Below are 14,304 nucleotides of genomic sequence, written 5' to 3'. Positions count from 1 at the left end.
AAATACATTCGCAGCGCCCCGATCCAGGAGACACCTTCATGAGCAGTTCCAGCGTGCTGTCGAGCGCCGTTCGCAAGATCAAGTGGCACGTGCTGCCGCTCTTCGTCGTGATGTTCATCGTCAATTACATCGACCGGGTGAACATCGGCTTCGTGCGTCAGCATCTGAGCGCGGATCTCGGCATCGGCGCCGCGGCCTACGGGCTCGGCGCGGGCCTGTTCTTCGTGAGCTACGCGGTGTTCGAAGTGCCGTCGAACATGCTGATGCAGCGCTTCGGCGCGAAGGCGTGGCTCACGCGCATCATGATCACGTGGGGACTCGCCGCGACCGGCATGGCCTTCGTGCAGGGCGAAACCTCGTTCTATGCGATGCGCCTTCTGCTCGGCGCGGCCGAAGCGGGCTTCTTCCCCGGCGTCGTGTTTTATTTCACGCAATGGCTGCCGCGCGATGAACGCGGCAAGGCGATGGCCGTCTTCCTGAGCGGCTCGGCGCTCGCGTCGGTGTTCTCCGGCCCGATCTCGGGCGGGCTGATGCTGATCCAGGGCGCGGGCCTGCATGGATGGCAGTGGATGTTCATCATCGAGGGCATGGCGTCGGTGGTGCTCGCGGGCTTCGTGTGGTTCTGGCTCGACTCGAAGCCGCGCGATGCGAAGTGGCTCACGCGCGCCGAGCAGGATGCGGTCGTCGCTGAAATCGAAGACGAGCAGCGCCGCCGCGATGCCGTGCATGCGAAGAAGCCGTCCACCTGGAGCCTGCTGCGCGACCCGCAGATCCTGATCTTCTGCCTGATCTATTTTTCGGTCTCGCTGACGATCTACGGCGCGACGTTCTGGCTGCCGAGCATCATCCGCAAGATGGGGCATCTGAACGACTTCCAGGTCGGCCTCTTCAACTCGATTCCGTGGCTCATCTCCATCGTCGCGATGTATCTGTTCGCGGCGCTGGCGGCGCGCGTCAAGTTCCAGCAGGCGTGGGTCGCATGCGTGCTGCTGATCGCGGCGGCCGGCATGTATGCGGCCGGTCTGGGCGGCCCGGTCGCTTCGTTCATCGCGATCTGCTTTGCGGCGATCGGCTTCAAGGCTGCGTCTTCGCTGTTCTGGCCGATTCCGCAAGGCTATCTCGATGCGCGCATCGCGGCGCCCGTGCTCGCGCTCATCAACTCGATCGGCAATCTCGGCGGTTTCGTCGCGCCGGCGACCTTCGGCTTTCTGGAGCAGAAGACCGGCTCGATTCAGGGCGGATTGACGGGCCTCGCGGTGATGTCGGTGGTGGCGGCCGGCGTCGTGTTCCTGGCGCGCATGGCGCCTCGCGATGGGCGCGGCGCGGCGGCGTTGCAGACGGGCGTGCAGAAGTAGCCGGGACGTCGCGAAGCGGCATGCAAAGTGCTGGACGTCTTCGATCAACGGGTTCGGTCGGAGACCCATCTCTGCACGGCGCGCTGAAGCATCCGAAGGTGAAACATGGACATCCCCAGGCAAGCGGTTTCATTCCTGACTTCGCGCGGCCTCAAGCTCGCGACGGCAGAATCGTGCACGGCGGGTTACATCGCTTCGCTGATTTCGTCGGTGCCGGGAAGCGGGGCATGCCTCGATGTGGGCTTCGTCACTTACTCGCCGACTGGCAAGGCGGGCTTTCTCGGCGTGCGCAAGGAAACGATGGAGCAGCACGGTCTGACGAGCGAGGAAGTCGCGCGGGAAATGGCCGAAGGTGCGCTGCAACAGGAAGCGTGCTGCGCGGACGTCGCGGTGTCGAACACCGGCGTCGCCGATGCTGCGCCAGGCGGCGGTCCGCCGCCCGGCACGCAATGCTTCGCATGGTCGTACCGGTCGCGCGACGGCGAGATCGTCACCTTCAGCGAGACGAAGAAGTTCGAAGGCGAACGCAACGACGTGCGACGCGCGGCCGCGCTCTATGCGTTGTCGCGCGTGGAGCATTACTTCGATCTCCGATACGCACGTTGAGCGTTCGCGGCATGCGCAATGCTCCGGCATCGATACGTCGATAAACCCGGAGGAATCACGCAATGCCTGATACGAACCAGTCGCCCCGTCCCGATCCGCAGCAGGAAGAACTCGCACGCGGCACGCCGCCCGCGCGCACGCCTGAAACCTCGCCCGATACGGATCTCCAACCCGATCAGCAACCCGTGCGCGGCACGCCCGATCTCGAAGCGCCGGGCGGCGAGGCCTGACGCGCGTGTGCGTTATTCGTGCAGCCTGCTGCGCATCGGCATGACGGATGCTGACCGTTGCGCATCGCAGGAGGATGTCATGACCAAGGTAGCCGAAGTAATGACGCGAGGCGTGCAGGCCATCGCGCCCGACGACACGATTCGCCGCGCCGCCGAACTGATGGACGAACTCAACGTGGGCGCGCTGCCGGTATGCGACGGCGTGCGCTTGAAGGGCGTCGTGACGGATCGCGATATCATGGTCCGCGCGATTTCCGTCGGCAAGGATTCGTCTTGCGCAGTGCAGGAAGTGGCGAGCGAGCCGGTGGAATGGTGCTTCGAAAACGACGAGATCGAAGACGCGATGCGCAGGATGGAGCGCTTGCAGATACGGCGCATGCCTGTCGTGGACAGCGAAAAACAGCTCGTGGGCATGCTCTCGCTCGGCGACATCGCTGCATGGTCGGATGGCGAAGTGGCCTCGACCATCGGCGCGATATCGGCCCCGTCCGTGCCGGATCGATGAGGGGCATTGCGGCGCGATGGTCCGCTGCTGAAGGCGACCCGTAAGGGTACGTCCTTTGCTCGCGCGTGGTTCAGACACATCGAACACGTGCGAGGCAAAGGACATGGCCGAATCAGACAACGGCGTTCGCAAGAGCGCCGCCTACCCGTATTCGTCGGGTGGATGGGGATCGCTGAAAGCGGTCACGGGCGCGCTCATCCAGGAAAAGGTGCCGCTGAAGGAAAGCACGGTCCTGCTGAAGCAGAACAAGCCCGATGGCTTCGCCTGCGTGAGCTGCTCGTGGGCCAAGCCGGCGGACCCGCATACCTTCGAGTTCTGCGAGAGCGGCGCGAAGGCGACCGCGTGGGACCTGACCGCAAAGCGCATGACGCCGCAGTTCTTCGAGCTGCACACGGTGACTGAGCTATGCGCGTGGCACGATCATGATCTCGAAGACGCGGGGCGTCTCACCGCGCCGCTGCGCTACGACGCCGCCACCGACAAGTATGTGAGCGTGACCTGGGACGAAGCATTCGAGGACATCGGCCGCGAGTTGCGCGCGCTCGATCCGAAGCGCGTGTCGTTCTATGCATCGGGAAGGGCATCGCTGGAAACGTCGTACATGTACCAGCTTTTCGCGCGCATGTACGGCACCAACAATCTTCCCGACAGCTCGAACATGTGTCACGAAAGCACGAGCGTCGGGTTGAAGGCCGCGATCGGCGCGGGCGTCGGCACGATCAGGCTCGAAGACTTCGAGAAGACCGATCTCATGTTCTTCTTCGGGCAGAACGTCGGCACCAATAGTCCGCGCATGCTGCATCAGTTGCAGGACGCCAGAAAACGCGGCGTGCCGATCATCACGTTCAATCCGTTGCGCGAGCCGGGGCTCATCAAGTTCGCCAATCCGCAATCGCCGCTCGAGATGATGACGCCGGCGCATACGGTGATCAGCACGCAATATCATCAGGTGAAGACGGGCGGCGACACGGCCGCGATACTCGGCCTCTGCAAGGCCGTCATTCACGCCGACGATCGCGCGAAGGAAAGCGGCGAGCCGCGCATGCTCGATGTCGATTTCATCGAAACGCATACGGTCGGCTTCGAGGCTTTCGCGGATTACGTGCGCGCCGCGTCCTGGGACGATATCGAACGCGTGGCCGGACTGCCGCGCGCGGATATCGAAGCCGCGGCGGCGGAATACATGCGCGCCAACGCGGTGATGGCGCACTACGGCATGGGCATCACGCAGCACAGGCAAGGCGTGCAGAACGTGCGCATGCTGTGCAATCTGCTTTTCCTGCGCGGCAATGTCGGCAAGCCGGGCGCGGGGCCGTCGCCGGTACGCGGGCACTCGAACGTGCAGGGGCAGCGCACGGTGGGCATCACGGAGAAGCCGGAGCTCGCGCCGCTCGACAAGCTCGCGAGCCAGTTCGGCTTCGAGCCGCCGCGCGAGAAGGGCATGAATATCGTCGAGACCTTCGAGGCGATGCTTGACGGCAAAGTGAGCGCGGTCGTCAATCTCGGCGGCAATCTCGTGCGCTCGGTGCCGGACCGCATGCGCATCGAACCGGCGTGGCGGAGTCTGAAGCTCACGGTCAATGTCGCGACGAAGCTCAATCGCAGTCATCTCGTGCATGGGGAGAAGTCGTACATTCTGCCGTGCCTGAGCCGCATCGAGATCGATACGCAGGCAAGCGGCGCGCAGGCGGTGTCGATGGAAGACAGCACGGGCTGCATTCACGGCTCGCGCGGCGTGGCCGAGCCCGCATCGGTCGATGCGCGCTCGGAGCCGTATATCGTCGCGGCGCTGGCGAAGCATACGCTCGGCGAGCGCTCGACCGTCGACTGGGAACGCTGGCGCGACGACTATGCGCTCGTGCGCGATGAAATCGCGAAGACGTATCCCGAGACCTTTCACGACTTCAACGAAAGAATGTGGACGCCCGGCGGCTTCCCGCGCGATCTGCCCGCACGCGAGCGCAAGTGGAAGACGAAGAGCGGCAAGGCGGAGTTCTTCGTGCCCGAGACCATCGTTGAAGACCCGGACATGCCCGAGCGCGAACCGCAATCGCTGCGGCTCATGACGCTGCGCAGCGACAGCCAGTTCAACACGACGATCTACGGCCACGACGACCGCTTTCGCGGCATCAGCGGCGGCCGCATGGTGATCCTGATGTGCGACGCCGACATGACGCGCCACGGTCTCAGCAAGGATGACCGCGTGACTTTGCGCACGATCGCCGACGATGGCTTCGAGCGGCGCGTCGCGGGTCTGCGCATCGAGCCGTACGACATACCGCAGGGATGCATCGCCGGCTATTACCCCGAGTGCAATCCGCTCCTGCCGCTATGGCACTACGCGAAGGAAAGCAAGGTGCCCGGCGCGAAGTCCATCCCGGTTCTTATCGTCGAGGTGAACGGCACGCCGCGCGAGCCTTGAGCGCCGCTACGCGCGATATCCGCGGCGCGCGGAAGCGGGCCGCAGACAGTGCGCGAGCGCGAGCGCGCCGATCGACATCAACGCAAACGATGCGAGCGGAAACGTGCCCACGGTATTCGCCGCGATCGCGCCGGGCCGGTGCTGCGCGACGAGCTGCATGCGGCGCTTCGTCATGCGCATGCCGAGTTCGGACAACTGCGAGGCGAGCGCGCGTTCGGCAGTCGGAAGCAGCACCGTTTCCTCATCCGCGACGTGATGCATCACTTCACGCATGAGCTGCATGAAACGGGCGTCGTAGGCGGCATCCTCCGGACCCATCGAACGCAGCTTCGCGATATCTTCGCGCATCTTGTCGTGCTCGGGCTTGCTCTTCGTGAGTCGCTCGTCTCCGGCCATCGCTTCGCTGAGCGCCGGATAGAAGATCTCTTCTTCGAGTTGCGCGTGTATTTCCAGCGCCGTGCAGGCGAGTTCGACGATGGCGCGCTTTCTCCACCACGAAGTTTCCGCGTGATAGCGATGAAAAGCCGCCATCACATGCGTGTGATCCATGCGGATCATCGTCGTGATGGAAGGGGAGCAGGATGGCATGTCCACGATGACTCCTCAGCCGCATTGCAGGGCTGCTGTGATAGTGGGGAATTCGCGTTATCGTGCTTCTTCTTGGCACGACAACGCCTTAGCAAGCGTTATTCCGCATCGGCCCGCGGCGTTCTGGAACGGCGGTTGCAGCTCGTTTGAATTCCGGGCGGCAGGCCCATCGATCGAGGAGACCGAACATGGCTCACTTGTGCGACGTATGCGGCGCACGTCCCGCCACCGTGCGGCTCGCCGTGCTGCGCAACGGCCGGCGTCACGTCATCGACGTATGCGACTTTCACTATGCGCAGTTGACGCGGCACCAGCGCGCACTCTCGCCGCTCGAAGCGTTGTTCATGGGCGGCGCACCGGCCGAGCCGCCCGCGCCCGAGACCGCCGCGCCGCCCGAACAGAACGCGGCCGCACGTCTCAATGAAGCCGAAGGCGCGAACATCGACCGCTATTTCAGCGACGGCGCGAAGGAAATGTTGATGCGTGCCGCCGAGCGCGCGGTGCAATCGGGCTGCTCGCAGGTCGATACGGAACATCTGCTCTACGAGCTCGCGAACAACGCGGTCATCGAATCGATACTGAAGAGCGTCGGCATCGATGCGGCCAATATCCGCGCCTATATCGACGCGAACGCGCAGCGCCGCGAAGGCACGCAGCCGCCTCCCGACGGCATGATCGCGGTGTCGCCGCGCCTGAAGAGCGCGCTCGATCGTGCGTTTCTCGCGTCGCGGCAGTTGCGTCACAGTTATGTCGCGCCCGAGCATCTGTTGATCGGCCTTGCGGAAGTGCCCGACAGCTTCGCCGGGCAACTGCTCGGCAAGCTCAATGTCGATCCGCAAGCGCTCAGGCAGCAGACCACGCAGACGGTCGGTGCGGGCGGCCCGCCGCGCGGCGATGGCCCGCCGTCGCGCACGCCGAATCTCGACAAGTTCAGCCGCGATCTCACCGCGCTCGCGCGCGAAGGGCATCTCGATCCGGTCATCGGGCGCGCGCGCGAGATAGAAACGATGGTCGAAGTGCTCGCGCGCCGACGCAAGAACAATCCGGTGCTGATCGGCGAGCCGGGCGTCGGCAAGACAGCGGTCGTCGAAGGGCTCGCGCAACGCATGGTCAACGGCGACGTGCCCGAATCGCTGCGCGAGAAGCGCCTCGTCGAACTGAATGTGAATTCGATGGTCGCGGGCGCGAAGTTTCGCGGCGAGTTCGAGGAGCGCGTGAAGCAGGTCGTCGAAGAGATCACCGCGAATCGCGAGACGCTGCTGCTCTTCGTCGATGAAGTGCATACGATCGTCGGCGCGGGGCAGGGCGGCGGCGAAGGCGGCCTCGATATCGCCAACGTGTTCAAGCCGGCGATGGCGCGCGGCGAGCTGAACCTGATCGGCGCGACGACGCTCGCCGAGTATCAGAAGCACATCGAAAAGGACGCGGCGCTGGAGCGGCGCTTTCAGCCCGTGCTGATCGCCGAGCCGACCGTCGCGCAGACCATCAACATTCTGCGCGGCCTGCGGGACCGGCTCGAAGCGCATCACAAGGTCACGATTCAGGACGATGCCATCGTCGGCGCGGCGGAATTGTCGGATCGCTACATCACCGGGCGCTTTCTGCCCGACAAGGCGATCGATCTCGTCGATCAGGCGGCCGCGCGCGTGAATCTCTCGGCGACGTCGCGGCCCGCCGAGATCCTCGAACTGGAATCGGAACTCGCGCAAATGCGGCGCGAGCAGGACTATGCGGCGTCGCGCAAGCAATTCGACCGCGCGCATGCGCTCGACAGCGAGATCGCGCAGAAAGAGAAAGCGCTACAGGACAGCACCGATACGTGGAAGCAGCGCATCGGCACGAATACATCGACCGTGACGGTCGCGCAGATCGCCGAGATCGTCGCCACGCTCACGGGCATTCCCGTCGCGCAACTGACCGAGGAAGAGCGCGCGCGCCTGTTGCAGATGGAAGAGCGCCTGCACAAGCGCGTGATCGGCCAGGAGGAGGCGGTCGAGGCCGTGTCGGATGCGGTGCGGCGCGCACGCACCGGCTTGCAGGGACGCAACCGGCCGATCGCGGTCTTTCTCTTTCTCGGGCCGACGGGCGTCGGCAAGACCGAGCTCGCGAAGGCGCTCGCTGAAGTCGTGTTCGGCGATGAAGACGCGATGCTGCGCGTCGACATGAGCGAGTACATGGAGCGTCATGCGGTGTCGCGGCTGATCGGCTCGCCGCCGGGATATGTGGGCTATGAGGAAGGCGGGCAGCTGACCGAGCGCGTGCGGCGCCGGCCTTATAGCGTGATTCTGCTCGACGAGATCGAGAAGGCGCATCCCGATGTCTACAACGTGCTGCTGCAAGTCTTCGACGACGGACGCCTCACCGACGGCAAGGGCCGCGTCGTCGATTTCAGCAACACGCTGATCATCGCGACGAGCAATCTCGCCTCCGATGTGATCGCCGGACAGAAGCGCGCGACGCTCGGCTTCACGAGCAGCGCGACGGACGCCGACGCGTCGCTGCAAAGCGGCGTGATGAGCGTGCTGCGCCAGCATTTCAGGCCCGAATTCCTGAATCGCATCGACGACATCATTCTCTTCAGGTCGCTCGGCCGCGACGAGGTGCGGCATATCGTGCGGCTGCTGCTCGATCAGGTGCAGCGCATGGCGCACAGCCAGGACGTATCGCTCGAATTCGACGAATCGGTGGTCGATCATCTCGCGGAGGTCGGCTATCGGCCCGAGTTCGGCGCGCGCGAATTGCGCAGACAGATCCGGCAGCTGATCGAGAACCCGCTTGCGAAGGAAATGTTGCGCGGCGATGTCGCGGAGGGCGCAAACGTGCGCTGTCGTTATGACGCGAATGACAAGCGGCTCGCATTCGATATCACCCGCGCGGGGCTTGCGAACAAGCCGGGCGAGGGCACCCCGGCCACGCCCTGAGGCAGGCGGCACGGCATTTGCACATAGCGTGCACTCACTTCAAAAGGAGGCGCCATGAGTATCTTTTCCAATATCCTGAACAAGATCTTCCATCACGGCAATGCGCAGGCGAGCACAGGCAACGGCGCGAGCACGGGTCAGCCTGCCGCGCCCGCGGGCACGGGCAACGCTGCCGCCGCACCCACCACGTCGACGGCTGCTTCCACGCCCGCGCAACCGGCCGCGCCGATGAAGGAAGTGGATGTCGAAGCAGTACTGACGCAGATGCAGGCGAATCACAGCGAACAGCTCAACTGGCGGACATCGATCGTCGACCTGATGAAGCTGCTCGGCCTCGACAGCAGCCTGTCCGCGCGCAAGGAGCTGGCTTCGGAACTGCACTACACCGGCAATACGGAAGATTCAGCCGCGATGAACATGTGGCTTCACAAGCAGGTGATGCAGAAGCTCGCGGAAAACGGCGGAAAGGTGCCCGACGAGCTCAAGTGATAACGCTTTTCATCGGACGGAAGATGTGCATTGCGTGTGTCTTCCGACGATGGCATCAGCAGCATGAAAACGATGAAGCCGACGCGTTCCGCACAGGCGCGACGTGGGCCTCCGAAAGTGTGCAGTGAGCGAGACATGAACAAGAGAGAGCAGATATCCGACGCGGCGCCGCTGGACACGGTGCCGAATACGTCCAGCCCGGCCTACGCGAATACGCATCCCGTCACGCGCGCATTCGACGCCTTTGCGAGCACCGTGACGCGATGGGCGGGCTCGCCGGTTGCGTTCGGGCTTGCCGTCATATCCATCGCGGTGTGGCTCGTGTCGGGCCCCATCTTCAAGTTTTCGGAAGGCTGGCAGCTCGTCATCAATACGGGCACGACCATCGTCACGTTCCTGATGGTGTTCCTGATCCAGCAGAGCGCGAACAAGGACAGCGTCGCGGTTCATCTCAAGCTCAACGAGTTGCTGGCGTCGCATCGCGCGGCGAGCAATCAGCTGATCGGGATCGAGGACGCGACCGAAGAAGAGTTGCGCAAGCTCGCCGCGGCTTATCTCAAGCTCGCGTCCGAGAAAGATCCCGACGATGCTGCCGCGCGCCCCGACGACGGCGCGGCGGCGGACATCGCCCGCCGTCTCGCGAGGGCGCAGGCGAAGAGCGCGGCGAAACGCGGGCGTTGAGTTGCGAGGGCGTTAGGTACGCGCGTTGCTCGTTGCGTTGATCCATCGATCATCGGAATTTCCATGCGATCCATACTCAAGCCCGCTCGTGCTGGCCGCGCGGCGTTACGTGCGGCTCACTCGGGCGCGCGGCGCATCATTCTGAACTCGCCGGAGAAGCAACGATGACAATCCAGAGAAAAATCGCCAACTGGCGCAGGATCGGCCACTTCTGCACGAGACGTCTCGGCGACTATGGCGAGCTGATTCCGATCGAGCTTGCTGAAACCAAGAAGCGCGTGCTGCACGAAGTGATCGCGCTCGTCACGCTCACGATCGGTGCGCTGTTCACGCTGTCCTTCGTATCGATCGCCGTGATCGTGACGGCCGTCGGCACGCCGCATCTGGTGCTGACGGCGTGGTGCGTCGCGGGCGCGTGGCTCGCGGTCGCGCTGATCGCCGCCATCGTCATGATGTCGCGCAAGCCGGCCGAGCCGTTTCAATTACTGCGCGATCAGTTTCGCCGTGACGTGGAAGCCATCAAGGAGGTCGCGCAATGAAGCACGCCGAGGCTCAGGAAGCGATGCTCGCGCGCATGGCCGAATCGCGCGCGGAACTGATCGCGGCGTATGAGGCGGAGGCGCCGCTGCGCATCACGCGCGCGCCGCGCGTGCGTCCGGCGACGAACACAGCGCCGTGGTTTCTCCGCTCGCCGAATGTCGAGTTGATCGCGCTCGCGCTCGTCGGTGTCGCCGTGCTCGGACTGCGGCGCACCGTGCAGACGGCGGTAGGCGCGGGACTGAGCGCGTCGACGCATCGGGCGCTTTCCGATCTGTTCAGTGGACTGCGCGAGTGAGGCAGCGCATATCGATGCGGATGCCGAAGCGTCCGCATCGAAGGAAGGAGCCTCAGCGCCGGGCGCGACGCTTCTTCGGTTTCGGTGGCGTGAGTGCCGCCGACCAGAACGTCGCTGCCTGCCGCTTCGCCTGCGCGGTGGCGCGGCCTCGCGTCGCGCCGATCACCGCGTTGGCGCCGGAAAGCCACATGCTGAGGAACGGATTCTTCTTCACCCAAGGGTTCTTCATGCTTCGGCTCCGGGAAGTGTCGATGAGCGTCAATGCAGGCGCGTCGTGTTATCGCCCGCATCCTTCGGGATCTTCGACTCCAGTTCTTCCTTGCGCTGCATCATCTTTCTGCCGAGCTCGTCGAGATCGGCGCCGGACTTGCGCAGCTTCGGAAACAGGTCCGACTCTTCCTCTTCGATGTGATGGCTCACCATTTCGCTCATCACCTTGAAGGTCGCGTCGAAGCCGGCATCGCCCGCTCTCAGCTTCGCAAACTTTTCGATCAGCACCTTCACGAGAAAGTGTTCGACATAGGCTTCCTCGACATCGGGCCGGTCGTCTTCATCGAGCGCTTCCTGCGCCGCGGGATAGAGCAGTTCCTCTTCGATCATCGCGTGCACGGTGAGCTCTTCGCAGGCGCGCCGCACCAGCGTGGTTTTCGCATCGAGATCGTCCTTCGCGGCTTTCTCGAACGCTTCGAAGAGCTTCTGGACGGCGCGATGATCCTCGGTGAGCATCTGAAGGGCGTCCTGGCTCTGCGCGGTCCGGGCGGTGGCGGAAGTCGTCTCTGTGGGGGCTTGGCGGGGCATCGTGTCCTCCGTTCGTGAAGTTGAATGGTCCCAGTGAACAGCAAGGCGCGGACCCGGTTGCGCGGCCGCGCGGCACGATCACGTGATGAGGCCCGGCGCTTCGCCGCGGCTGCCCGCGCGTCGTCCGCCGATCATTTCCGCGAGCCAGTTGATGACGAGCGCCGTGTACGCGCGCTGGCTGCCTTCATCCGACAAGCCGTGATCCGCGCCCTGGATCACGCGATATGTCAGCGAATGCGCGCGCAAAAACGCCTGAAGATAGCTGGCCAGCACCGTATGCGGCACGGTTTCGTCGTGCTCGGATTCGACGAGCAGCACATCGCCGCCGAATTCCGCGGACGCGCCCAGCGCCCGGTTTTCGCTCGCGGACACGATGCGTCTGCGGTACGCGACGAGATCGTGCTCCTTGTGCAGCGCGCGCTTCGCGATGGTCCAGCCCTCGTCGAGATAGAGCGCGGGCACGCGCAGACCGAGCCATCGCACCGGCCGCATCGAGGTGGCGATCGCCGCGAGATAGCCGCCGTAGCTGCTGCCGATCACCGCGATCGACGTCTTGTCGACGAGCGGATGCGCGGCCAGCGTGTCGTACGCCGCGAGCACGTCGCCGAGATTCGTTTCGCGCGTCACCGTCTCCTGCGCTTCCTTCGTGCGCGCGTGGCCGGTCAGATCGAAGGTGAGGCATACGCAGCCGAGCGCCGCCGCCTGACGCGCGCGCTCCATGTACTGCGCCTGATCGCCGCCCCAGCCGTGCACGAACAGGATGCCCGGTATGGTCGTCGCGGGCGTCACGACGGTGCCGTCGAGATAGCCGCGTTCGACGGGAATCTGGATCTGCTGCCGGTCTGCCGCCATTCACTCGCTCCTTTGCTTCGGGAAGGCCGCGTTGCGCGTCGTATCGACCGTATCGACCGTATAGAACTTCGTGATGGGCCCGCCGTGCGGATCGACGCCGCGATAGTAGATGCACGCGTCGGCGGGCACGTCGGTGTCCGCGCCGTATGCTTCGACGGTCGACGCATGCACGACCTCGAGCGCGGGATCGTTCGCGAACGCCCGCAATGCGCCGATTTCCGCGCCGCTCGCGCCGCCGAGACGCCACGATTGTTCGAGCACGCCGCAACGATGACGGCCCTCGTCATCGGCGCCGCAGGCCACATCGTAGTTGCGGCGCGACGCGAGGAAGCCGGGGAAGGCGTCGCGGATCGCGGCATCGAACTCGCGGGCGAGTCGAATCGAGGTGCGCGCGTGTTCCGGCATGTCGATGCGTTCCAGCGCGTCGAATCCGCCGCGCACGACGACGAGATCCGATCCGCCGTACACGCTGTGCCCGTGATTGTTGCGCGTCAGGTGTTGCACGCCGTAGTAGCTCGCTTCTTGCGAGCGCAGACGGATACGCCCCACGCTGAACGTAGCGATGTCCCGCAAGTCTCGCTCCAGCACGATGCCTTCGGTGCGCAGCAAGTCGTCGCCGATGTCGTCGAGTTGCGCGTCGAGCTCGCTTTCATCGGCGATGACCGCCTGTCCGCTTCCGCCGATGCCCGAAGGGCGCTTGAGCCTCACCGCGCCGTCTCTCCATAGCAGCGCGGCGGCGGCATGGGCGTCTTCGCGCGAAAAAGCGGAATAGCCCGGCAGCACGAGATGCCGCACACGCTCGCCGAGTTCGTCGGACCATCCGGCGGGCTTCGCGCGCGCGTTCGGCGGCAGACCGTGCGCGATCACCTTCGTCGCGACGAACGGATGAGGCACGACGCCGCCGAAGAGATCGTCTTCGCCGGTGATGCCCATGCGTTGCGCATCGCCGGCTGAAAGCGTGTCGTCGGGGACGATGTATCGATGCGGGCAGGGCCGCGCAGCATCGAATGCCCCGCGAAAAGGCGCGCCGATGAGCGCCGCGAGCTGGCCGGCGAGTGCGCGCTGCGTATCGATTTCGTGCCCGCCGCCCGCGGCCTTCTTGCCGCCGCTATGGACGAGCACGACCAGATCATGATCATCAGACGATGCGTTCATGCGCGCGCTCCCCGGTATGAAACGCTTGCGACCAAGTTGCGGCAGGCTTACGTCCGGCCTGCGCAGGCTGATGCGAGCAAGCTTCGTGCCGCCGCAGGCGCGCCTGGACGGCTCCGGTGCAGCGTGTCAGGCCGTGCGCGTGTAACGCAACCAGACTACGTCGTGTTCCAGTTTTTCGACCGATTCGAGCTTCAGATACGTGGGCTTCTTCCACTTGTCCATCGCCACTTCGAACGACGACGTGTGCGCTTCGCGTCCGTCGACGAGCGGCATGAGCAGCACGCTGACTTCATCGGCAAGCTGCGCATTGACGAACGCACCCGACACATGCCCGCCGCCTTCGACGATCAGCTTCGCGATCTTCAGCTCGCGCTCGAGTGTTTCGACGACGCGCTTCAGTTCGATGTCGTCCTTGCCGCCGAACACATACGACGCGCCGATCGATTGCAGATACGCGAGGTAATCGTCCTCCACGCTCTCGGCGAGCACTTCGACGATATGCGAATCGAGCGCCGTATTGCTTTTCCACGCGACGCGGCCCTTCGGATCGATCGATATCGCGTACTGGCTCGCATCGCGTTTCGCGAAGTGATCGGTGCGCGGAATGGGGCCTTTCGCAAGTCCGCGCGGATAGCCGCGGTCCTTGCCGTGCGAGATTTCCTGCATCGTGACGCGGCCGCAGACCCATGCATCGGCCTTGAAGCGCGCGGCGGTGTCTTCGTACGTGGGCGACGCGAAATCGAGATTCCAGTTATCGGTGAGGCTGCGGCCGTCGATCGACGACATCATGTGGCAGACGATATGCACGCTTTTCTCCGGACAAGAGGGGGCAGATTGCAGCAGACGATGCAAGCGCCGTGCCGCCTG

The 14,304-nt window shown here is 64.5% G+C and carries 16 protein-coding genes; 10 read left to right on the top strand and 6 right to left on the bottom strand.

Translation table 11 applies throughout. The features are described from left to right. The first annotated feature begins 38 nt into the window (after positions 1–38). From AWB78_RS24565 to AWB78_RS24550, 5 genes are all read left to right on the top strand, one after another. Entirely contained in the window at positions 39–1,355 is a 1,317-nt protein-coding gene (locus tag AWB78_RS24565; protein ID WP_062608589.1) for an MFS transporter, read from the top strand. 105 nt (positions 1,356–1,460) lie between these two features. After that, entirely contained in the window at positions 1,461–1,961 is a 501-nt protein-coding gene (locus AWB78_RS24560; protein WP_062608588.1) for a CinA family protein, read from the top strand. 62 nt (positions 1,962–2,023) lie between these two features. Further along, entirely contained in the window at positions 2,024–2,191 is a 168-nt protein-coding gene (locus tag AWB78_RS47725; RefSeq protein WP_198399344.1) for a hypothetical protein, read from the top strand. A gap of 79 nt (positions 2,192–2,270) precedes the next feature. Beyond that, positions 2,271–2,696, top strand: coding sequence for a CBS domain-containing protein (locus AWB78_RS24555; protein WP_062608640.1), 426 nt, complete (start codon positions 2,271–2,273; stop codon positions 2,694–2,696). A gap of 103 nt (positions 2,697–2,799) precedes the next feature. Continuing rightward, the gene (locus tag AWB78_RS24550; RefSeq protein ID WP_062608587.1) at positions 2,800–5,118 is read left to right on the top strand and encodes an FdhF/YdeP family oxidoreductase; all 2,319 of its coding nucleotides are present in this window, start codon (positions 2,800–2,802) and stop codon (positions 5,116–5,118) included. Positions 5,119–5,124: 6 nt separating this feature from the next. Here AWB78_RS24550 and AWB78_RS24545 read toward each other — a convergent pair whose 3' ends face one another. Beyond that, positions 5,125–5,706 carry a hemerythrin domain-containing protein gene (locus tag AWB78_RS24545; protein WP_062608586.1) on the bottom strand — a complete coding sequence of 194 codons (582 nt, stop codon included), beginning with the start codon at positions 5,704–5,706 and terminating at the stop codon, positions 5,125–5,127. A 188-nt stretch (positions 5,707–5,894) separates the two neighbouring features. Here AWB78_RS24545 and AWB78_RS24540 point away from each other — a divergent pair, with 188 nt between their 5' ends. The 5 genes from AWB78_RS24540 (at position 5,895) to AWB78_RS24520 (ending at position 10,632) form a co-directional block, all read left to right on the top strand. Further along, entirely contained in the window at positions 5,895–8,627 is a 2,733-nt protein-coding gene (locus tag AWB78_RS24540; protein WP_062608585.1) for an ATP-dependent Clp protease ATP-binding subunit, read from the top strand. Positions 8,628–8,681: 54 nt separating this feature from the next. Continuing rightward, positions 8,682–9,116, top strand: a complete 435-nt coding sequence (locus tag AWB78_RS24535) for a DUF3597 domain-containing protein (RefSeq protein ID WP_062608584.1) — start codon at positions 8,682–8,684, stop codon at positions 9,114–9,116. A 135-nt stretch (positions 9,117–9,251) separates the two neighbouring features. Further along, positions 9,252–9,797, top strand: a complete 546-nt coding sequence (locus AWB78_RS24530; RefSeq protein ID WP_062608583.1) for a low affinity iron permease family protein — start codon at positions 9,252–9,254, stop codon at positions 9,795–9,797. A gap of 164 nt (positions 9,798–9,961) precedes the next feature. Then, entirely contained in the window at positions 9,962–10,336 is a 375-nt protein-coding gene (locus AWB78_RS24525) for a phage holin family protein (protein ID WP_062608582.1), read from the top strand. Continuing rightward, a complete protein-coding gene (locus AWB78_RS24520) occupies positions 10,333–10,632 on the top strand; it encodes a hypothetical protein (RefSeq protein ID WP_062608581.1) in 300 nt (99 codons plus the stop codon). The genes AWB78_RS24525 and AWB78_RS24520 overlap by 4 nt, the downstream gene beginning before the upstream one ends. 52 nt (positions 10,633–10,684) lie before the next feature. Here the strand turns inward: AWB78_RS24520 and AWB78_RS47720 are convergent, their stop codons facing one another. From AWB78_RS47720 to AWB78_RS24500, 5 genes are all read right to left on the bottom strand, one after another. Beyond that, on the bottom strand, positions 10,685–10,861 hold the full coding sequence (locus AWB78_RS47720; RefSeq protein WP_198399343.1) for a hypothetical protein: 177 nt from the start codon (positions 10,859–10,861) through the stop codon (positions 10,685–10,687). 29 nt (positions 10,862–10,890) lie between these two features. Then, complete coding sequence (locus AWB78_RS24515) at positions 10,891–11,430, bottom strand: hemerythrin domain-containing protein (RefSeq protein WP_062608580.1); 540 nt, start codon at positions 11,428–11,430, stop codon at positions 10,891–10,893. Between the two features lie 78 nt (positions 11,431–11,508). Further along, the gene (locus tag AWB78_RS24510; protein ID WP_062608579.1) at positions 11,509–12,282 is read right to left on the bottom strand and encodes an alpha/beta hydrolase family protein; all 774 of its coding nucleotides are present in this window, start codon (positions 12,280–12,282) and stop codon (positions 11,509–11,511) included. Then, positions 12,283–13,437 (bottom strand): DUF3182 family protein, encoded by a 1,155-nt coding sequence (locus tag AWB78_RS24505; RefSeq protein ID WP_062608578.1) that lies wholly within the window; start codon positions 13,435–13,437, stop codon positions 12,283–12,285. 126 nt (positions 13,438–13,563) lie between these two features. After that, entirely contained in the window at positions 13,564–14,244 is a 681-nt protein-coding gene (locus tag AWB78_RS24500) for a dihydrofolate reductase family protein (protein ID WP_198399342.1), read from the bottom strand. Between the last annotated feature and the right edge of the window lie 60 nt (positions 14,245–14,304).

The sequence above is a fragment of the Caballeronia calidae genome (assembly GCF_900044055.2).
Taxonomy (GTDB): domain Bacteria; phylum Pseudomonadota; class Gammaproteobacteria; order Burkholderiales; family Burkholderiaceae; genus Caballeronia; species Caballeronia calidae.
The sequence above is the reverse complement of the archived record's forward strand: the minus strand, read 5'-3'. Positions and strand labels throughout refer to the sequence as shown.